The 22,280-nt window shown below is 36.4% G+C and carries 13 protein-coding genes and 2 CRISPR repeat arrays; of the genes, 11 read left to right on the forward strand and 2 right to left on the reverse strand.

Going from position 1 to position 22,280, the window contains the following annotated elements; translation table 11 throughout:
• The first annotated feature begins 163 nt into the window (after positions 1-163).
• On the forward strand, positions 164-520 hold the full coding sequence (locus AC3WOM_RS23365; protein WP_492448542.1) for a hypothetical protein: 357 nt from the start codon (positions 164-166) through the stop codon (positions 518-520).
• A 576-nt stretch (positions 521-1,096) separates the two neighbouring features.
• Here AC3WOM_RS23365 and AC3WOM_RS23370 read toward each other — a convergent pair.
• Positions 1,097-1,543 (reverse strand): hypothetical protein, encoded by a 447-nt coding sequence (locus AC3WOM_RS23370; protein WP_427538307.1) that lies wholly within the window; start codon positions 1,541-1,543, stop codon positions 1,097-1,099.
• A 489-nt stretch (positions 1,544-2,032) separates the two neighbouring features.
• Positions 2,033-2,230 (reverse strand): helix-turn-helix domain-containing protein, encoded by a 198-nt coding sequence (locus AC3WOM_RS23375; protein ID WP_492448545.1) that lies wholly within the window; start codon positions 2,228-2,230, stop codon positions 2,033-2,035.
• Between the two features lie 482 nt (positions 2,231-2,712).
• Between AC3WOM_RS23375 and AC3WOM_RS23380 the strand changes: the two genes are divergently transcribed.
• The 10 genes from AC3WOM_RS23380 (at position 2,713) to cas2 (ending at position 15,664) form a co-directional block, all read left to right on the forward strand.
• Complete coding sequence (locus tag AC3WOM_RS23380; RefSeq protein WP_492448547.1) at positions 2,713-4,395, forward strand: methyl-accepting chemotaxis protein; 1,683 nt, start codon at positions 2,713-2,715, stop codon at positions 4,393-4,395.
• Between the two features lie 80 nt (positions 4,396-4,475).
• Entirely contained in the window at positions 4,476-5,387 is a 912-nt protein-coding gene (locus tag AC3WOM_RS23385; protein ID WP_492448549.1) for a hypothetical protein, read from the forward strand.
• 340 nt (positions 5,388-5,727) lie between these two features.
• Positions 5,728-6,565: a CRISPR direct-repeat array (repeat unit 33 nt; unit sequence GTCACTCTCTGTATTGAGAGTGTGGATTGAAAT).
• Positions 6,566-6,944: 379 nt separating this feature from the next.
• Positions 6,945-9,368 (forward strand): CRISPR-associated helicase Cas3', encoded by a 2,424-nt coding sequence (cas3, locus tag AC3WOM_RS23390; RefSeq protein WP_492448551.1) that lies wholly within the window; start codon positions 6,945-6,947, stop codon positions 9,366-9,368.
• Positions 9,369-9,706: 338 nt separating this feature from the next.
• A complete protein-coding gene (locus AC3WOM_RS23395) occupies positions 9,707-10,012 on the forward strand; it encodes a transposase (protein WP_492448553.1) in 306 nt (101 codons plus the stop codon).
• Positions 10,013-10,207: 195 nt separating this feature from the next.
• Positions 10,208-10,933: a type I-C CRISPR-associated protein Cas5c gene (gene cas5c, locus AC3WOM_RS23400; RefSeq protein ID WP_492448555.1), complete on the forward strand. Its 726-nt coding sequence runs from the start codon at positions 10,208-10,210 to the stop codon at positions 10,931-10,933.
• Entirely contained in the window at positions 10,930-12,852 is a 1,923-nt protein-coding gene (cas8c, locus tag AC3WOM_RS23405; protein ID WP_492448558.1) for a type I-C CRISPR-associated protein Cas8c/Csd1, read from the forward strand. Before cas5c ends, cas8c begins: the two co-directional genes overlap by 4 nt.
• Before the next feature lie 4 nt (positions 12,853-12,856).
• Entirely contained in the window at positions 12,857-13,693 is an 837-nt protein-coding gene (gene cas7c / locus AC3WOM_RS23410; RefSeq protein ID WP_492448560.1) for a type I-C CRISPR-associated protein Cas7/Csd2, read from the forward strand.
• Entirely contained in the window at positions 13,674-14,333 is a 660-nt protein-coding gene (gene cas4, locus AC3WOM_RS23415) for a CRISPR-associated protein Cas4 (RefSeq protein WP_492448562.1), read from the forward strand. Before cas7c ends, cas4 begins: the two co-directional genes overlap by 20 nt.
• Positions 14,333-15,364 carry a type I-C CRISPR-associated endonuclease Cas1c gene (gene cas1c, locus AC3WOM_RS23420; RefSeq protein ID WP_492448564.1) on the forward strand — a complete coding sequence of 344 codons (1,032 nt, stop codon included), beginning with the start codon at positions 14,333-14,335 and terminating at the stop codon, positions 15,362-15,364. Before cas4 ends, cas1c begins: the two co-directional genes overlap by 1 nt.
• Positions 15,365-15,373: 9 nt before the next feature.
• Positions 15,374-15,664, forward strand: coding sequence for a CRISPR-associated endonuclease Cas2 (gene cas2, locus AC3WOM_RS23425; RefSeq protein ID WP_492448566.1), 291 nt, complete (start codon positions 15,374-15,376; stop codon positions 15,662-15,664).
• A gap of 168 nt (positions 15,665-15,832) precedes the next feature.
• Positions 15,833-22,207: direct repeats of the CRISPR family, unit length 33 nt; unit sequence GTCACTCTCTACATGGAGAGTGTGGATTGAAAT.
• Positions 22,208-22,280 lie beyond the last annotated feature (73 nt).

Genomic DNA, 22,280 nt, shown 5'->3' on the forward strand with positions numbered 1-22,280 from the left:
TATAGTAAAAAAATGGATGTTTACTATCTCTATTTAAGTGTCTTTCATTTTCTTTAAAAACGGAAGAAATAGAAAACTGAAAATTCAATTAAAATTCACGCGACGTTAGTGTAGATTATTTATATGTATTTTTTTGAGATTAATAATTGGAGGGAGAAATTATATGAATATTAAAAGAGTAAGACTTTGGATCATTTTCTTCATTGTTACACTTTTATCAGCTTGTGCAGGAGAAACTTTTATATTTTCGGGAGAAAGTGATAATTGGAATGTAAAATATGAAGTTATGAAAGGGGATAGTTGTCAATCAACCAGTGGGACAATAAAATTTATTGGAAATGAACCTATTCCAGAAAAAGTAGAATATTCTTATGATAAAGCATCAGGTGTTGCGCCATTAGATGAACATGGCGTTTTTGTGCTACCAAATGGATGTACATATGAAACGGAAAACTCAGAAATTGAAATAACATTAACATGGGATAATCAATCAGAAACGATACCTTTAAAAGTTAAATAATTGTATAGAAATGCTAGGGATTTGTTCAAGTAAGCTGTAAGAGCTACTAAGTGGTGGGTAGTTCACGTAAAGCTTTTGATCTAGTTATGTTCTTTGAATAGGGGGAATTACAGAAACAATAAAGAAGCTGAATAATAAAACTTTATTGAACAAATAGTTTTGTAATAAGCTTACAAAACTATTTGTCCTTTTGGAATAGCATGAAAGGAAAATCGTACTTTATTATCGACTTTTACTGTTTATATGCTAATTTTAACGATGAAGCAGGGAATTGCTCTTGATGATTTAAAACGAATGCTGGTTTGTCCCACAAGTGAAAATAAAAACGTTCTCCTACCCGTTCAGGTTCATCATAATGAAAGTCTAAAGGTAAATCGCAATTGGTTGATTTAGCTTGTCCACACGCTTTTAAAAATGCTTGTCGTAGTCGATTTAACCGATTCCACTCACTTCGGAAGCTCTTGCCCCCGTTTCAAAAAGCATACGGGCTATCACAACTTTTCTTAATGACCAATTTACTTTTTTTCCTGCTTGATAAACCTGATAAGGAAGGTGAATATCACCAATAATTTCAGGTTACCATTCTTCATTGATTAGTTTGAAATAAGAATCTGTTAATCTTCTATGGTGGTATCCTCTGTTCCTGCTACTGATGGCATACGGTTTATCCTTTCTCACACCTTCTGTATTACTCTTATAATCATTTAAAATTGCATATGAATCTATTAGAGGATTTAAATACCTATATTGCTTTAAATGAATTAGAGATTTATAGAATGATTTTAATGCTGAAAGAAAACGATTAACTGTATTCGGACTTTTATTTGTTCGATTTACAAATCGAAAAGTATCATTATCTCTTACTTTAATAAGGTAATCTTCAACGGCTATTCGTATGATGTCTGGCGAATCATCCCATTTAACTCGGCTACCCTGATAGTTGCTATATTGGTCTAAAGAAGGGGAGTAGGCATTGGACATACGAAAGAGCAGTGCTTTTCCTGATTTTCCTAAGAGAATCATGATAATGCTCGGTTAATGGTAGAAACGGTTGATTGTTACTATTAAAAACTAATAACTCAAAACGACTTTCAACACCATCAGGATAATAATCATACCAATATTCAAACATGGAATAACACCTACCTATCACTCTCGTTCTTCAAGCCAGTCATAAAAAGGAAAAAAGCCCTTGCTTGTTGATTTTGCACAGCAATTATTTTATTGTCATTATTTTGTTGTGTTAAATCATAAAGTGATTTACTTTGTTCTTTTTTTAGTTTAAATGGAATTGAAGTAGGACTCCAATTTTCTCGAATGGCTTTACGGATAAAGCCGTCAGGATTTTTAACCTTGGTAGCTGATTGTTACATAATCAGGAGTATCTCTAAAGTTCTTTTTATACCTACAACAGAAAGGATAGATAGAATTTCATTGGTGGGAGAAGTGAGAGTGACAGCTTCATATGCTAATTTAACTAACTTCGTTTCATCAGACCCAGAAAAACTTAATTCATCGTTCTGTTTCTCTGTTTTGTTGTTCGGGATAATAGTATTCCAACTTCAATAAATCTGATTCAAGTATTCTCCAACCTTCCTTGTCACTGTTTCTGTATGAGTTAGGTAACTTTCCCGTTCGAATCCAACGCTTAATGGTTTCTTCATGTTTACTTAAGAGTTCTGCTACCTCTTTTACAGTGTATTCTTTCAACACTTACACCACCTTTAAAGAATATATGTTCTAAGAATGTATGCTCTTGTTCGTTATACAAAAAATGTCGTTGTAAACTCAACAAATACAACACTACTGGTGTAGTAGTAAATGGGGTCATTTAAGAGGTCTACAAAATAAAAAAGTACACCACTAATATATAAGTGATGTACTAATTATCATATAATGTGTGACATTAAAGATAAGTTACTGTTTTTATAATAAAAACATACATTCACTTATCTTTAATTTTACAAAGTAGGGCTGTTCTTTTTAGTTCAAAAATCCCGGTTATAAAAATTCATTAGTGCATTTGGATTTGTAAAATAAAATCGAAATATGCTGAAAATTACTTAAAAATTGCTGAGTTATTTCTTTAAATATAGAAAAAATTATTAAATTACCCTTGTTTAATTTAATAATGATAGATTACTAATAGTAATAAAGAAGGTCCTCATTCAAAAAATAAGGAGAATTTATACATGAAATTTAAGTCAATTAGTAAAAGAATTGTTTTTTCCTTTAGCATTGTAGTAGCAATTGTGATTTTGTACATAGGATACAATTTTTATTCAGTTAATCAGAGCAATAGTGCAACGGAGCAAATTATTGAAGAGGAATTACAACTTTTAATTACAGACTATGAACTCGCTTCAACGATTAGCCTAAGAATAGCAGCTGCGAGAGGCTATGTGCTTTCGGGTGATGAAAAATATAGGCATATTTTTGATGATAATGTTGAACGTGCATTAAAAAATGAAAAAATTCGTTTAGCTCTATCAGAATCAGTAGAATTTAACAAGTTTGCGACAATGGCCAAGGAATGGAGTAGCTATGTTGAAAAAGATGTCTTTGATGTTTATGATCAGGGCAATATTGAAATGGCGACTAACAATTTAGCTACTATGGATACAAAGGCTACCGAAATAAGAGAAGGCTATGAAGGCTTAGCAGAAAATCGTAAGCAATCCATAACGACTGTAGGCAAAGACATTATTACTGCGGGAGATAATAAGCAGATTACCAGTATTATCGTTGGAATCATCCTTGTTGTTGTGTCAATTGGAATTGCCTTTATTAGTGCACGAGTCATTTCAAGACCTATTATTACAGTGACTAATCGTATGCAACGTATTACAGACGGCGATTTAAGTGAGCCTGCACTGATAGTGAAATCAAGTGATGAGGTAGGGCATCTAACAGAAGCGACCAATACAATGTCGGATATTTTGAATCGTTTTTTAGCACATATTCAACGAGTATCGAATGATGTAGCTGCTCATAGTGAAGAGCTTATGCAATCAGCAACAGAGGTCAAGACAGGTACAGAACAAATTGTCGATACCGTCACTGAAATTGCAAGTGGCACAGAATTGCAGGCAAGTAATGCATCAGATGTAGCCACAAATATGATGGAATTTAATACGAAAATGACAGATGTCGATAATAGCAGCAAGTATGTTTATCAGTATTCACAGGATGTCATGGCATTAACGAAGGAAGGCAAGGATTTAATGAACACATCTACAGAGCAGATGGCCTCAATCCATTTTATCGTGAAAGATGCTGTTCAAAAGGTGGATGGGTTAAGTAAACAAACACAGAATATTTCTAAAATCGTTGCAGTCATACAGGAGATAGCTGCACAGACGAACTTATTAGCCCTTAATGCAGCTATTGAAGCGGCACGAGCAGGTGAGCATGGGAAAGGGTTTGCAGTCGTTGCTGATGAGGTACGTAAGCTTGCTGAACAAGTAGCTGTTTCGGTTGACGATATTACAGAAATTGTGCAAAAGGTTCAATCAGATGCTATGACAGTTACGGCTTCACTGGAGAATGGCTATGGCGAGGTTGAAAAAGGTACAACGCAAATAGCTTCAACGAATGAAACATTTAATCAAATTACTGAGGCGGTTTCCTCGATGTCTGTCAACATAGACAGCATGTCCACAAAGCTAGAGGAGGTAGTCCAAAATACGGCTAGCATTCATAAATCAGTGGATGAAATTGCTGCTGTATCAGAACAATCCGCTGCAGGTATACAAGAAACATCCGCCACAATCGAACAGGCAGCTAGCTCCATGGATGAAATTCAAAATAGTTCAGCTAATTTAGCGGAGATGGCAGAAAATTTAAATGAAATCATTCAAAAATTTAAATTATAAAATTAGTATTAAATCTATCGGAATTTCATACTTTCATCACAATTAGCTTGTATACTATTGCATTGGAAGGTGGAATCATTTTGAGAAAATATTTACTATTAATACTAATGAGCACATTGTTTATGGCACCAGTAGCCTACGCCCATACTATGGATAAAAGTACGCTCTATGCGGATGTATCAGAAACTGCTCCAACGATACAGGAAATCATGGTGCTTCATAGCATTGGATTACTGGGCTATAATGGCAAAGATATGAATCTAAATCCAACAGAAAATTTATCACGTAAAGATTTTGCTGGCTGGGTAGGCGGTTTCTTTGGACTTGAAGGCGCTACTGTTGATGAGCTAGCACAAGCAGCCAAAAATGAGGACTACGTGTCTTCGTTGGAGGGTGACATTACGTATAAAGAAATAAATACAGCCTTATTTCATCATAAACTAGAGCTGGAAAAACCAGATGCAACTTTAACGAAAGAAGAGTATATTTCTTTTTTAACAGATCATCTTGATGTTGATATGGGTGGACACTCATTAATTCAAATGGGAGGTTTTTCTGAAGGGCCAACTGGAACAATTGAAGATGTCGTGACAGGCGATGAGACAGGAGTAGTCATCAAAGGCACAACCTATATGCTTTCAGGGCATCCACGTATTTTCGCAGATTCAACAGACGCAAAAAGCTGGGTAGGCCAAACAGTAGAAAAATCGATTTTAACTACAGGTGGCAGTCATCAACATGGGCATGATCAAGGCGACGACCATCATGAAAGACAGTCTGCCAACACACCTACCCTTCAGTACATCCAAATTAGTTCGCCAGCACAAGCTACGAGTAAGACACAAGTACAATCAGAAAACGCTACACCTATTGACCAGCAGCAATCTACAAATAAGTCAAACGAAACTTCATCAAACAATATATGGATCGCAGCTATTCTTGTTCTAGTAGCTGTCATAATGGGCTTTTTATTTGTGAAACGGAAAAAATAATAATCGGACTAAACCAGCAACACCGAAATAATCGGTTATTGCTGGTTTTATTTTTTCAACAGATGTACTGGAATGTAAAATATATTAGAGATATGTAAGTTTTGGATATATAATACTAATTAAATATAAAATACTAACTAAATTAAATTTAACGTATGATATTTTGTTATAGTATGGAGAGGTGCGAATAGTAAGCAAACATAATTATATAGAGAGATTCGCACCGAAATTTAATGGATTATATATGTTTTATTTTTAAAATCACAATTCTTATTACCTATAATAAATTTAATTAAATTAAGTAAATGATATGTTTGTTAATATTACATTAAATTTTGCTGTCACTCTCTGTATTGAGAGTGTGGATTGAAATTTTTCCGTCAAACTTTTGTGTTTTTAAATCAGGTCACTCTCTGTATTGAGAGTGTGGATTGAAATTTAAGAAATCAAACGGAGTCATGGAATCATTTTTGTCACTCTCTGTATTGAGAGTGTGGATTGAAATTATGTTTGTGGACCTCTACATTCGAGCCATTGACCGTCACTCTCTGTATTGAGAGTGTGGATTGAAATTGTTTCACCCTTGTTGTGCATTTCTTGTAGCTGGGTCACTCTCTGTATTGAGAGTGTGGATTGAAATCATACAGCTTCAGCCATACTGCCAATACCTTTAGTCACTCTCTGTATTGAGAGTGTGGATTGAAATATGGTGAAATCGGTGAGAAATTAGAAGGTTATGCGTCACTCTCTGTATTGAGAGTGTGGATTGAAATCTTTGGGCGATTAAAGAATTACAAGATAGAGGTTGTCACTCTCTGTATTGAGAGTGTGGATTGAAATGGGAGCAAGAGAACGGCTTTGAAGTAATAAGCGGGTCACTCTCTGTATTGAGAGTGTGGATTGAAATACTTGTACAAGGTGCTCCAGATGGGCCATTGATGTCACTCTCTGTATTGAGAGTGTGGATTGAAATGGTGCTCGCCAAGCTGTCATGGCGTATGTGTGTACGTCACTCTCTGTATTGAGAGTGTGGATTGAAATCTTGTACAAGATATAGCAATATTGCAGACATACATGTCACTCTCTGTATTGAGAGTGTGGATTGAAATCAAAACGGAACATTTTTGATTGTCGAGCGATTTCGTGTCACTCTCTGTATTGAGAGTGTAGTTTGAATGGACAAGAATACGAAAGGGCATTCCCTGAAGTGTTTGTCACTCTCTATGAGGAGAGTGGATGGATTGTTATTATACAAGACCCTTCTGGAATGAGAATAGATTGTAACTAACATGCTTGTTTCTTAAGATATGGAGCTATTTTAACGACATTCCATTTTTAAATATCATGCTTGGAACAAAAAGGTGAAATATTACGCATTATTTAATGCTCTTGAATTAATACTAAAAGTCTATATTAGTTGATAAAATATAAGTGTTTTAAAATGGGAAATTTTCCATTATAATAGTACATATGGGGTGTTTTTGCGCAATGCAATTTATAGAAGACTCTTTTAAAAGTAATGCTAGGTTATAGCATTTAGAAGGGATGTTTATAATAGTGAGAACTTTTATTGCACATGTCCGCTCTACTGATGGAGAAGAGCAATTATTGGTTGATCATTTAAAAGAAGTGCAAGCGATTGCAGAAGAAATTGGGCAAAAAATTGGCCTTACACATGTCACGGGGCTAGCAGGAATGTTGCATGATATGGGTAAATTTAGTGATGCATTTCAGAAATATATACGTGACGCAATTGCGAATCCTGACGAGCCTCCGAAACGAGGTAGTGTTGATCATTCAACTGCTGGTGGTCAGTTTTTGAGAGAGCTTTTTCCTTTTTCTCCACCATTTTTAGTAGAGTGTGTCGCAAATGCTATTTTTTCACATCATGGACAGCTGCTTGATATGGTGGATATGGAGGGACAGTCTCCATATGTGAATAGAATAAATTCGGAAAAGGACATTGAATGTTCGGAAGTAAAGAAACGTTTTTTTCAACATATGTATGATGAAGCTTATATGAAGAATTATGTACAAAAAGCTGCACTAGAGTTACAAATTTATCTTGAAAATAAACTGAAAAATGAAAAAATGAATACTGAAATATTCAATTTAATACAAAAGACAACAAGTTTTGTTACCCTCTATATTTTTAGTGCTTTAATCGATGCAGATCGTCGCAATTCACGTGCATTTGAGGAACAGGAAGAAAAAGCACATTTTGAAATTCAAACACTGTGGAAAACTTTTGAGCAACGACTTGACAATGAGCTTGCTAAAAAACAGCAAGTGGCATTACCGAATGAAATTACCCGTCTACGTAAACAAATGTCAAATAAATGCTTGGATAAAGCCTCTTTTCCAACAGGTATTTATACGTTATCTATTCCAACAGGTGGAGGAAAAACATTAGCAAGTCTTCGTTTTGCATTAAGGCATGCCCAGCTTCACCAAAAGGAAAGAATAATTTACATAGTACCTTACACAACTATTATTGAGCAAAATGCAGATGAAATACGAAAAATTTTACAGGCCGAGAAATATATATTGGAACATCACAGCAATGTCATTGAAGATTTAGATTATAAAGAGAACCTTGCTTTCCATGAATATCAAGCAGCAAGAAGGCTGAATGTGGCAAAGGATGATTGGGATGTTCCAATTCTTTTCACAACCATGGTGCAATTTTTGGAGACATTTTATAATGGAAAATCGCGTAGTACTAGAAGACTACATAATTTGGCAAATAGTATAATTATTTTTGATGAGGTACAATCTGTACCAATTCATTGTGTATCGTTATTTAATGAGGCATTGAATTTCCTGAAGCATACATGTCATACAACTTCCATTCTTTGTACAGCAACACAGCCAGCTCTCCAACATGTACATAATCATATCGAGGTTGATGGAGAGTTTATTGATGACTTACCAACAATTATTCAAGCATTTAAGCGTACATCCATTACGCCATTTATGAAAAGTGAGGGTTGGAGCACAGCGGAAATCAGTGATTTTCTTGAGGAAATGGTATCAACACGTAACAATGTGTTAGTTATTTTAAATACGAAAAAGGCAGTTCGTGACTTATATGAGCGTTTAAAATCTACTAATATTGATGTTATACATTTGAGTACAAGTATGTGTCCTGCTCATCGTAAGGAAAAGATAGAGAAAATGCATCAAAAACTTCGTAATAAAGAAAAGTTTGTCTGCATTAGTACGCAGTTGATCGAGGCAGGTGTGGATATTAGCTTTGAGTGTGTAATCCGTTCTTTAGCTGGTTTGGACTCCATTGCACAAGCAGCAGGTCGTTGTAATCGTCATGGGGAGGAAGTGTTAAAAGAGGTCTATGTAATTAATCATGCTGAGGAATCGCTTCGAATGTTACAGACTATTAAAAAGGGTGGCGAGTGTTCTCGTTATATCATGAGAGATTTACAGGATAATCCATCGCTATTTGGTGGCTATTTATTATCAACCGAATCAATGACACATTATTTCCATCTCTTCTACAAGACGTATGCTTCAACATTGGATTATCCATTGCTTTCATTAAAAACTTCTATCTATGAGCTTCTGTTCCAAGCAGATACAGAACGGAATGCTACCTATATCAAAGGACCTGGCAAACAATATCCGTTAGCTACTCTAGCAAGTTACAAAACCGCATTTTCACATTTTAAAGTAATTGACGACAAAACACAGGGAATACTCGTACCGTATGGTGAGGGGAAAGCGCTTATTAACCAGCTTATGAGTCGTGAACCAGTTGCTGATTATCAAACATTTTTAAGAAAAGCTCAACAGTATAGTGTGAATGTTTTTAAACATGATTTTGAAGCATTAAAGCAAAATAACCAGTTGATCGTTGTGCAGTTCGGATCGTTTAATATTTATGTCGCGAAAGATTCAGCATATGATGAACAATTTGGGATTAGTGTGCAAGGGGAGGCACAGCTTGAGGGCTGTATAATTTAGAAAGAGAAAAGCAGCTCATTGCTTTTCAAGTAGTGAGCTGCATTCAAACGTAAATAATATAGTATATTTTTCAATCCGCGCAAAATAGCGACATACTAATTGTAGCACAAATATTTTTTAATAATGTTGTATTTTTGGATAAAGTAGTTGTTATAGATTCATATAATATATTTATTTTAGTTATAAAATGCAACTTACAATTTTTAAATATTAATTGACTTCTAGATTCTTTAATGTAAAATATATACAATAAAACTATTTATAGTAATTTATTTAGAGATTTCGGCTTATGTATAAAAATGAAAAGTTAAGAAAGTATTTATAGCTAAATTAGAAATATGTTTAAAGGGGTGTTTTTTATCAAAAGAGAATATAGGAAGCATTCAGAAGAATTTAAATCACACATTATAAGCCTATTTAAAATTGGAAAATCACGATTTGAGATTCTAGAAGAATATGATTTATCTGCCTCTACATTTAATTCCTGGATAAAAAAATATGAAAATGAGGAATTGTTTACAGTTAAAAGAAAGCAGAATAATCTACTAAAATTGTGTGATGAGCTTAAACGTTTACGTATGGAGAATGAGGTTTTAAAAAAGGCAATATTAATTATAGGAAAAAATGAAAATGGTTCTTATTGATCAAATAGTTTTTAAAAGTTTGTTTTGAAATTTAAATAAATATTTATGGGAAAATATCTAAAAATTCAATAAATAGTTTTATCAAAATTTAGAATACTATTGATATTTATTAATTTACATAAGCCTTGAAATTTTTTTATAAGTTTTCGGTAAAATGTGAGCGCAGTTTATTTTTAATTCAAAGGAGGTGATAAAATGACAATAATTCGAAATCAAATTGAGTTTATGGTACATGGCGCATATGCATTATTCACTGATCCGTTGATGAAACTTGGTGGTGAAAAGATGACGACGCAAATTCCAAGTTATCAAGCACTGAAAGGAATTGTAGAATCGGTTTACTGGAAGCCATCCATCATTTGGTATATTGATGAAATTCGTGTGATGAATTCTATTCGAATGGAGTCAAAGGGAGTACGACCAATCGACATGACAGGTGGCAACACGCTTGCTAACTACAGCTACTTGCGTGATGTCTGCTACCAAGTAAAAGCACATTTTGAGTTCAACACCAATCGTATGGATTTGGAGCAGGATTTCAATGAACATAAACATCATAATATTGCAAAACGTTGTGTTGAAAAGGGTGGTCGACGAGATGTTTTTTTAGGTGCACGGGAATGTCAAGCCTATGTGGAGCCATGTGAATTTGGATTTGGCGAAGGCTTTTACGATGACTATGATGAGGTACATTTTGGGACGATGGTTCACGGTTTAAATTATCCAGATGAAACGGGAAGTAATATGCTAGAAACAAGACTTTGGCAACCTAAGATGGTAAAAGGATATATTACTTTTATTCGTCCAAAACAATGTACACTTGTTCGACCGATTAAGGAAATGCATGCAAAATCGTTTAATTTAGGGAAATCGATGACAGCTGTAGATACAGAATATGCGGAGCTGGAGGTGGAACAATGAGTTATTTACGTGCCCTATATAAAACGTATGAAGAGCATGAAGAGCAAGCTGGCGATATTTTCAAAAAAGAAACAAAAGATAAAAAAGAGATTGAATATACGCTTCTGCCGATTTCACATACAACGCAAACAGCACATATTGAAATACTTGTTACACTCGATGGTACATTATATGACGCAAAAGTCATTGAAAAAATTAATACCATTTTACCTTTTACAGAAAGCTCTGGTAGTCGTTCAGGGAAAAATTATGTGTCTCATATGTTGCAAGACAAGCTGATGTATGTGGCGGGTGATTATGTTTCTTATACGCAGGAAGAGGATAAACGTGATGCACACCAATTTTTTTTAGAACAGCTTGGAGAATGGTGTGATTCGTCATATAGTCACCCATATGTAAAAGCAATCTATGAATATGTGAAAAAGGGTACGCTTATTAAGGATTTGGTGGATCGATCTATTTTACATCTAACAGAAGCAGGTTTATTGCGTTCAAAATGGGATACAAAGCAAGATGGAGACAAACCGCTTGTTTTTCAGATGCTTGCAGGAACACAGGAAAGTGCATTTGTTCGTTTCGATGTTCATATCCCAGGGGAAGTAACAGATCCAGTTTGGAGTAATAAAGAGATATACAATGCGTATAGTCAGTTTTATAACACGAAGTTACAGGATAGTGATATTTGCTATGTAACAGGCGAGAAATTACCTGTTACAGTTCGTCATCCAAATAAACTGCGTAATTCGGGTGATAAGGCAAAGCTGATTTCAGCGAATGATAGTACAGGCTTTACATATCGTGGTCGTTTTAAAGATAGCTTTGAAGCGGCGAATATTAGCTATGATGTCTCACAAAAAGCGCATAATGCACTAAAATGGCTGATTGAAAGACAAGGAAAGCAAGTAGATGGTCGAATTTTTCTAGTATGGGGCTCGAAAAATCCTGATATGCCTTTTGTAGCTGATGATTTATCGAGTGATGTGTTTATAGATTTTAATAACATTTTAGCACAGCGAGATGCCATGTTTACGAAAAAAGCTGATGTCAAGACTTTACTGGCAGAACAGCATAGTCAAATTATTAGTGGTATTAAAAAGAACATGAATATTGAAGAACACAATGACGAAAAGGTTTATATTTTAACGCTTGATGCAGCAACACCTGGACGATTAGCAGTACTTTATTATCGAGATTTAGATATTAAAGATTATTTTGATAAGCTCTTAAACTGGCATAAGGATTGTAGCTGGCGTCATACAAGAAAAAAGAATGATGTATGGGTGCAGTACTTTGGTTCACCGTCATTTTATACAATTGCACATGCTGCATATGGCCCTAGACCTAGCGATAAGGTTGTTAAGGGTGTCATGGAGCGGATGTTACCTTCCGTGATTGATGGACGAAAAGTGCCTATTGATATTGTGCGCAGTGCAATTGTTCGTGCTTCGAATCCCCAATTTTATGAGCAAACGTGGGAGTGGGAACAGGTTTTAGGTGTTGCATGCTCACTTGTAAAAAAACATTACTATGATAAAGATGAGGAGGTTTACACTGTGGCACTTGATACGACAAACCCAGAACGTGATTATTTATTTGGTCGCTTACTGGCAGTGGCGGATGTGTTAGAACGTAATGCGTTAGGTAAGGAAGAGAATCGACCAACAAATGCCTTACGTTATATGAATGCATTTTCTCGTCACCCAGCAAGAACGTGGTCTACAATTCAGAGGAATTTACAGCCCTATCAAATGAAATTACGAGAAAAGGGTATTTATTATACGAAACTTATCGATGAGATTGGTGCACAAATGGATATTAATGACTTCACGGATGCACCACTAACAGGGAAATATTTACTTGGTTATTACAGCCAGAGACAAGCGTTATATTCGAAAAAAGAGAAGAATGTGGAGGAATAAAATAATGCCAATATTAGATCATAAAATTGATTTTGCTGTTGTATTTTCTGTACAAAATGCCAATCCAAATGGTGACCCATTGAATGGTAATCGTCCACGTCAAAATTACGACGGTTACGGGGAAGTATCGGATGTATGTCTTAAGCGTAAATTACGCAATCGTCTACAAGATATGGGCGAAGTGATTTTTGTGCAATCTGATGATCGTAATGATGACGGCTTTAAAAGTTTAAACGATCGTGCAGATGCGATTCCAGAGTTGAAAAAAATAAAGGCTGATAAAAAAGGAAATGGTGATGTTTATGCAACGATAGCAAGTAACACTTGGTTTGATGTACGTGCATTTGGACAAGTATTTGCTTTTAAAGGAGATTCTTTATCCGTAGGTGTTCGTGGTCCAGTGTCTATTCATCCAGCAATCAGCCTTACACCAATTGATATTACAAGTATTCAAATTACAAAGAGTGTAAATTCTGTGACAGGCGATAAAAAGGGATCAGATACTATGGGCATGAAACATCGTGTAGATTTTGGTATCTATAAGTTTTATGGCAGTATTAATACGCAATTAGCGGAGAAAACAGGTTTTACTAATGAAGATGCTGAAAAATTAAAAGAGGCGTTGATTACATTATTTGAAAATGATGCATCTTCTGCCCGTCCAGAAGGATCACTTGAAGTACATAAGTTGATTTGGTGGGAGCATAATTCAAAGCTTGGCCAATACTCATCAGCAAAAGTACATCGTTCTTTAAAGGTAGAAGGAAACTCTGTTGAGGATTTAACAATCTTAGTTGAACCTTTAGAGGGGTTGAGGGTTCATGAGCTGGAAGGACAATGAAGATTTAAATTATTTAATGTTATCGGGTATTCAGCATTTTCGTTTCTGTCCAAGGCAATGGGCATTAATACACGTTGAACAGCAATGGGCAGAAAATGTTTTGACCATTGAAGGACAACATGTTCATGAGAAAGCAGATCAACCTTTTTTACGTGAGAAGCGTGGAAAAAAATTAATAGTAAGAGCGATGCCTATTCGCTCTCATAATCTAAGAACCAGTGGTATTTGTGATGTTGTAGAATTTCATGAACATAAAGATGGTGTTCCTTTATATGGTGAGATAGGCACTTACTTACCAATTCCAGTAGAATATAAGCGTGGAAAACCAAAAAAAGGTGAAGAAGATATCGTCCAACTTGTGGCACAGGCAATGTGTCTAGAGGAAATGTTGTTATGTGATATTCCGTACGCCTATTTATTTTATGATGAAATAAAACGCCGTGTAAAGATTGAAATACATGACGAAATGAAGGATGAAGTAAGGTCTTTATTTAAACAAATGCATCATTATTTTGATAGACGACATACGCCAAAAGTAAAAACGGGCAAGCATTGTACAAGTTGCTCCCTACAAAATTTATGTCTGCCTGAGCTTATGTCATCAATAAAAGTACGCAGTTATATGGAGAGGTATTTATAATGAGAAAATTATTAAATACATTATTTATTACAACCCCTGATATTTATTTGTCATTACAGGGTGAGACTGTTGTTGTTACACATGAAGAAACACAACTAGGTAGATTTCCTCTACATAATTTTGAAGCTATTTGTACATTTGGTTATGCTGGAGCGAGCCCTAAATTAATGCATGCCTGTGCAGATAAAAATATTAATTTAACTTTTTTATCACGTTCAGGTAAATTTTTGGCGAGGGTAATTGGTGGAAGTAAAGGCAATGTCATATTACGAAAAACGCAGTATCGTTTATCAGATAGTGAAATTGAAAGTGCCAAAATTTCTCGTAATTTTATTTTTGCAAAAATTTCTAATCAAAAATGGATTTTAGAACGCATGGCACGCGATTACCCACTTCGTGTAGATGTACCTATTTTTAAACAAGTTTCTAGTGACTTGACAGCAACAATGAAAGAAATTTTAGCGACCGAGGATTTAGAGCGATTGCGTGGTCTTGAAGGACAGGCAGCTACAGCATACTTTAAATTATTCGACCAAATGATTTTACAGCAAAAAGATATGTTTTATTTTAAAAACCGCAATCGTCGTCCACCAACAGATAAAGTAAACGCTTTATTGTCACTTGCCTATACATTGCTTGCCTCAGATGTCGCTGCCGCATTGGAAACGGTAGGATTAGATGCCTATGTTGGTTTTTTGCATCGTGATCGCCCCGGACGAGCTTCACTGGCACTGGATGTGATGGAGGAGCTTCGTGGGGTCATGGCAGATCGCTTTGTTTTGAAAATGATAAATAAAAAAATAATGCAAACTTCAGACTTTGTTCAAAAGGAAAATGGTGCTGTTCTATTAACAGAAGATGGACGAAGGAAATTTATCAAAGCATGGCAGGAACGAAAACAAGAAAGTCTAACACATCCATATTTAAATGAAAAAATTAATTGGGGTCTTGTACCTCACGCACAAGCTATGCTGCTAGCACGCCATATACGAGGTGATTTAGAAGAATACCCACCATTCTTATGGAAGTGAGGGCTTTACATGTTAGTACTAGTCACATATGATGTTGTCACAAAAACAACTCTAGGTCAAAAACGCTTACGCAAGGTGGCCAAAGTTTGTGAAAACTATGGAATGCGCGTACAAAATTCTGTCTTTGAATGTATAGTCGACGCCACTCAGTTTAAACAACTTCAACTTGCACTTCAAGATATTATTGACGTGGAAGAGGATAGCCTGCGGTTTTATCAGCTTGGCAATAACTACAAATCTAAGGTCATCCATATTGGTGCAAAAGAAACATTGGATGTGGAGGACACAATAATTTTATAATCAGTTCCGGTGCGGATGCGAAGCGAACATAAAATCATTAAGAGATCCGCACCGGAATTTTGCGAATTTAATGAAGAAAAAAAGGGTTCATATGATATATAAGAAGTAGGAAAAAATAATATTTATCAAAATTCGATTAAAATATCTATTTTTTAATCATTTTTTGCAGTCACTCTCTACATGGAGAGTGTGGATTGAAATATGAACAAGTAGCCTGGTGGCAGCAACGACAAAGTCACTCTCTACATGGAGAGTGTGGATTGAAATCACGTCCGAGAGTTAAACCAACGTCCAGCCTCATCGTCACTCTCTACATGGAGAGTGTGGATTGAAATTCCATCATCTAGTATTATGTTTAGATTTTATGAGTCACTCTCTACATGGAGAGTGTGGATTGAAATCAATCATTGAATTCGTGTGTTTGATGTATGTAGCGTCACTCTCTACATGGAGAGTGTGGATTGAAATGGAGATGTAATTTCGTTTACTGGACTCGTCGGGAGTCACTCTCTACATGGAGAGTGTGGATTGAAATGGTCACTTTTTTAGATGAACAAGACTGGACTGTTGGTCACTCTCTACATGGAGAGTGTGGATTGAAATAGCAATATGAAACTTTAGCAGAATCAATAGTTGAAGTCACTCTCTACATGGAGAGTGTGGATTGAAATTAAATTATTAAACAAGATACATATATAAATTAAATGTCACTCTCTACATGGAGAGTGTGGATTGAAATACCGACCCAACCGAACACAGATGTAACAGCAGCGTCACTCTCTACATGGAGAGTGTGGATTGAAATGACCTAAAGTCCGTGCTATAGGAAAGGCAGTCGCAAGTCACTCTCTACATGGAGAGTGTGGATTGAAATCAAATAAGATCTAAAGACGGTTCCAAAGGTACTAGGTCACTCTCTACATGGAGAGTGTGGATTGAAATTATAGTTTTCCTGTTGTCTCGACATTCCAACTACCGTCACTCTCTACATGGAGAGTGTGGATTGAAATATCTACTTTGCTCCAAACATTTTGCTAAAGCCCGTCACTCTCTACATGGAGAGTGTGGATTGAAATTTGGATTGAACATAGACATAAAAATGAGCAATATTGTCACTCTCTACATGGAGAGTGTGGATTGAAATCACGTCTTTAATAGACCTGTAACAAAATCCAGTGGTCACTCTCTACATGGAGAGTGTGGATTGAAATCTTATCAAAAGTCGTAGAAGAAACTGTTGAGGAAAGTCACTCTCTACATGGAGAGTGTGGATTGAAATATCGTAATAAATATAACCTATGTCATCTAATTTTTGTCACTCTCTACATGGAGAGTGTGGATTGAAATCCGATATGAGATCTGATGTAATTAATGCAGTATCGTCACTCTCTACATGGAGAGTGTGGATTGAAATCTCTCATAATTTTTTAAACTACATTGAAATGTCCGTCACTCTCTACATGGAGAGTGTGGATTGAAATACAGCATGGGAAGATGCGACAAATTGGTTAGGTGTGTCACTCTCTACATGGAGAGTGTGGATTGAAATTCTCACCTACTTTCAGTCAAAATAAAAAGCACTCCGTCACTCTCTACATGGAGAGTGTGGATTGAAATTAATCATTTTATATCAACTTTAAAAGACAGTGTAAGCGTCACTCTCTACATGGAGAGTGTGGATTGAAATCTTGCGAAAAGTGCATTTAATTCGTCTCGTAGAAGTCACTCTCTACATGGAGAGTGTGGATTGAAATTAACTCCATCGTTAAGTGCCCAAATTTCTAACGGGTCACTCTCTACATGGAGAGTGTGGATTGAAATGCATCAGTAGTAGCGTTTTGAGCATTGTTGATAACGTCACTCTCTACATGGAGAGTGTGGATTGAAATTGACAACATCACCGAAGAAATACTCTGCTGTTTCGTCACTCTCTACATGGAGAGTGTGGATTGAAATAATGAAAGGGTACAAAATGTGTCGACATGAAACGCGTCACTCTCTACATGGAGAGTGTGGATTGAAATGTGCTGGCGCACTAGGTTTATTCATGAAGCGTAATGGTCACTCTCTACATGGAGAGTGTGGATTGAAATCATCCGTTATGGAACGGATGGGTTTTAGTAGCGAGGGTCACTCTCTACATGGAGAGTGTGGATTGAAATCAAGTGCATATTGGACAAAATCTATTACCGCATGAGTCACTCTCTACATGGAGAGTGTGGATTGAAATTGGAAGCATCGAACAAGATGCAGATGTTATTGCCGTCACTCTCTACATGGAGAGTGTGGATTGAAATTAAAATAAAGGAAATTGCAGTCGCAGTCTTTGGTCACTCTCTACATGGAGAGTGTGGATTGAAATGAAACTAGGGTATGAAACTACACGACAAATTGGCGTCACTCTCTACATGGAGAGTGTGGATTGAAATAAGTTTTTCAGCAAGTTGTGTTAATGTCATGCCTCTTGTCACTCTCTACATGGAGAGTGTGGATTGAAATGATATTGCTGACTATCAAAACTAATAATACTTTCTGTCACTCTCTACATGGAGAGTGTGGATTGAAATAAAAAATTAATCATTGCAAAAACTAACGATATTGACGTCACTCTCTACATGGAGAGTGTGGATTGAAATACAAAAATCACGACAAGTGCTACGACACCAGATGTCACTCTCTACATGGAGAGTGTGGATTGAAATAGCATTGCCAAATTGATTAATAAATGCTTGCATATCGTCACTCTCTACATGGAGAGTGTGGATTGAAATTCAAACAATCCAAGGTATGAATAAGCATATCAGGTCACTCTCTACATGGAGAGTGTGGATTGAAATAAACAAATTGGACAATGGACATCTGAAGGTTGGGGTCACTCTCTACATGGAGAGTGTGGATTGAAATTGTTTCTATATTAGTAATTTTCAAGTTGGATATTTGTCACTCTCTACATGGAGAGTGTGGATTGAAATACACCACCGAATAAGTACATATGAGCCACGTCCGTCACTCTCTACATGGAGAGTGTGGATTGAAATAAAAGCGTTTGCAGACATGGCACAATGGCTTTCAGTCACTCTCTACATGGAGAGTGTGGATTGAAATAACAACGAAAACAGGAAGAATTAAAAGCATTAAGGTCACTCTCTACATGGAGAGTGTGGATTGAAATAACAGGAAGTTGTTGTGAAGACACGTTGCGTACCGTCACTCTCTACATGGAGAGTGTGGATTGAAATTGCGAGAAATGCAGACATTGAATCAAAATGCCGTTGGTCACTCTCTACATGGAGAGTGTGGATTGAAATCTCCAAAAGAGGATGATGATGAAACGGAGAATGGGTCACTCTCTACATGGAGAGTGTGGATTGAAATACATTTGTATATGCATTGGCTTGTGCAAAAGCAAGGTCACTCTCTACATGGAGAGTGTGGATTGAAATCACAGACAATAAGGAGGAAAAATAACCATGTCATTCGTCACTCTCTACATGGAGAGTGTGGATTGAAATAGCTTCCACAATGATGATGTGGTGGCAGAGGAAGGTCACTCTCTACATGGAGAGTGTGGATTGAAATAAATTATTCGATACACAAATAAACGGTGGGCTTAAGTCACTCTCTACATGGAGAGTGTGGATTGAAATATTTCGTTCGTATGCCCAAAATGGCTTTTGTCCAGTCACTCTCTACATGGAGAGTGTGGATTGAAATATGCTCTGTTTTGGCATCTACATAACGTGGCTTTCCGTCACTCTCTACATGGAGAGTGTGGATTGAAATTTTGAAATGATTTAATGCTGCACTCACACGATCTGTCACTCTCTACATGGAGAGTGTGGATTGAAATCATTTTAGATTTAGGGAATTAGTTTATCAATTTTTGTCACTCTCTACATGGAGAGTGTGGATTGAAATTAGAATTTTTTATAAAGATTTTTGTGCCTGAAGGTCACTCTCTACATGGAGAGTGTGGATTGAAATTGGACTCGTCGGAAGGTTGGGAAAAACCTCTTGGGTCACTCTCTACATGGAGAGTGTGGATTGAAATGATAGTTTGGATATCTAGTCATGTATTGAAGCACCAGTCACTCTCTACATGGAGAGTGTGGATTGAAATACAAGAGCATACATTGCCTGCGAATCTTTGCCCCGTCACTCTCTACATGGAGAGTGTGGATTGAAATTAAAATAACTGGAGCTAATGAATATCTCAGTGAAGTCACTCTCTACATGGAGAGTGTGGATTGAAATACCTATATCTGCAATTATTATTGAACCTATTGGGTCACTCTCTACATGGAGAGTGTGGATTGAAATCGAAATGAGCACCAGAATGGGGAAATCTGCTTACGTCACTCTCTACATGGAGAGTGTGGATTGAAATTGGTGCTCGCAAAGAGAAAAGTAGAAGTGGATTTGGTCACTCTCTACATGGAGAGTGTGGATTGAAATCCACCTGAATGGTTTAGATTGTCATACATGCTGTGTCACTCTCTACATGGAGAGTGTGGATTGAAATAGAACTAATTGACCCGTCACATAAATTATTTTGCGTCACTCTCTACATGGAGAGTGTGGATTGAAATTAATGTTTTGTTGTAGTTGCCATCAGCATTCACACACGTCACTCTCTACATGGAGAGTGTGGATTGAAATTTCTCCGGGTCTGATTCTCTCATACTCATATTCGTCACTCTCTACATGGAGAGTGTGGATTGAAATAAATCTATTAAAACCATTACCTCCTAAAATAAAGTCACTCTCTACATGGAGAGTGTGGATTGAAATGGTATAAATCGAAAATTATCTTTTTTGGCATCGGTCACTCTCTACATGGAGAGTGTGGATTGAAATTTACTTATATAGGTAACAAAGTAACTAATACTTACGTCACTCTCTACATGGAGAGTGTGGATTGAAATCGCATTAATCAGTGATGTTTATGTATATATGCCGTCACTCTCTACATGGAGAGTGTGGATTGAAATTAGCGCTGTATTTGAAAAATTTGGTGAAGATAACGTCACTCTCTACATGGAGAGTGTGGATTGAAATAAGACATCTGTGGTTATGACCTTCTTAGAGATGATTGTCACTCTCTACATGGAGAGTGTGGATTGAAATACACGAATAACAACAGAGTTTACCTTGCGCCATCAACGTCACTCTCTACATGGAGAGTGTGGATTGAAATTTGCAGGTGCATTTGTTGCTTTAATGCCCGCCATGTCACTCTCTACATGGAGAGTGTGGATTGAAATATAGCACTGTTTAAGCGTGTTTCTGCAAGCTCTGTCACTCTCTACATGGAGAGTGTGGATTGAAATCTCAATTTTACGATAAGGAAAAGGGTATTTTTGGTCACTCTCTACATGGAGAGTGTGGATTGAAATTAATTTAAAAATTTGCCCCTGAATGTAATGTTTTTGTCACTCTCTACATGGAGAGTGTGGATTGAAATAAAAGTGGATCCTTGTAAAAAAATTCGTGGTAAGGGTCACTCTCTACATGGAGAGTGTGGATTGAAATGATTTTAGACTCTTAATTTTCTCTTCGGATGAAGTTGTCACTCTCTACATGGAGAGTGTGGATTGAAATACAATAACCAGTGCGTTAACAGCCTCGGTTAATTTGTCACTCTCTACATGGAGAGTGTGGATTGAAATAGGTTTACACGATTAATAGAGTCACATAGCTTGTGTCACTCTCTACATGGAGAGTGTGGATTGAAATATGAAATCATGAAAGAACTGGTACATAGGAACACCGTCACTCTCTACATGGAGAGTGTGGATTGAAATTCAAGCAAATTGAAACACGTTCACCAGGTAATGCGTCACTCTCTACATGGAGAGTGTGGATTGAAATATGAATAGTGGTATGGAAAGTAATCGGATTATTGTCACTCTCTACATGGAGAGTGTGGATTGAAATCTTTCGGTGATAACGATAAAGTAGATACTATTGGTCACTCTCTACATGGAGAGTGTGGATTGAAATGTCTGCAAGCCCAACAGCGTGCTGAAGACAATGAAGTCACTCTCTACATGGAGAGTGTGGATTGAAATAATTTAGCTTGTTCATTCTGTAGCTGCTTACGCTCGTCACTCTCTACATGGAGAGTGTGGATTGAAATGCATTATAGAAAGATATTGAGAATGATAGCGTCTGTCACTCTCTACATGGAGAGTGTGGATTGAAATACAGGTCCTTAAAGATGAACCGAACATTGACATCGTCACTCTCTACATGGAGAGTGTGGATTGAAATCACGAAGATGCGCAACAACTTACTGATGATGATTGTCACTCTCTACATGGAGAGTGTGGATTGAAATGCCTTCATCATGTGAACCAATATAATAGCCAGCAGGTCACTCTCTACATGGAGAGTGTGGATTGAAATAAAAGGATATTCTTATTAACAATCTTGGTACACAGTCACTCTCTACATGGAGAGTGTGGATTGAAATCTACGCTAGGAGCCTCTTTACTCCTTATAGACCGTGTCACTCTCTACATGGAGAGTGTGGATTGATGAGGTTAGTATAAAAAGTGGACACGGAAAACTGAGAGTAGCTATTATAGAAATAACTATTTTAAAGGACGTGTAC

It is taken from the genome of Lysinibacillus sp. FW301-JW8 (assembly GCF_058788755.1).

Coding starts and splice junctions, on each gene's coding strand:
- AC3WOM_RS23365 (WP_492448542.1), top strand. CDS start 164: ATGAATATTAAAAGAGTAAGACTTTGGATCATTTTCTTCATTGTTACA.
- AC3WOM_RS23370 (WP_427538307.1), bottom strand. CDS start 1,543: ATGATTCTCTTAGGAAAATCAGGAAAAGCACTGCTCTTTCGTATGTCC.
- AC3WOM_RS23380 (WP_492448547.1), top strand. CDS start 2,713: ATGAAATTTAAGTCAATTAGTAAAAGAATTGTTTTTTCCTTTAGCATT.
- AC3WOM_RS23395 (WP_492448553.1), top strand. CDS start 9,707: ATGTTTAAAGGGGTGTTTTTTATCAAAAGAGAATATAGGAAGCATTCA.
- cas5c (WP_492448555.1), top strand. CDS start 10,208: ATGACAATAATTCGAAATCAAATTGAGTTTATGGTACATGGCGCATAT.
- cas8c (WP_492448558.1), top strand. CDS start 10,930: ATGAGTTATTTACGTGCCCTATATAAAACGTATGAAGAGCATGAAGAG.
- cas7c (WP_492448560.1), top strand. CDS start 12,857: ATGCCAATATTAGATCATAAAATTGATTTTGCTGTTGTATTTTCTGTA.
- cas4 (WP_492448562.1), top strand. CDS start 13,674: ATGAGCTGGAAGGACAATGAAGATTTAAATTATTTAATGTTATCGGGT.
- cas1c (WP_492448564.1), top strand. CDS start 14,333: ATGAGAAAATTATTAAATACATTATTTATTACAACCCCTGATATTTAT.
- cas2 (WP_492448566.1), top strand. CDS start 15,374: ATGTTAGTACTAGTCACATATGATGTTGTCACAAAAACAACTCTAGGT.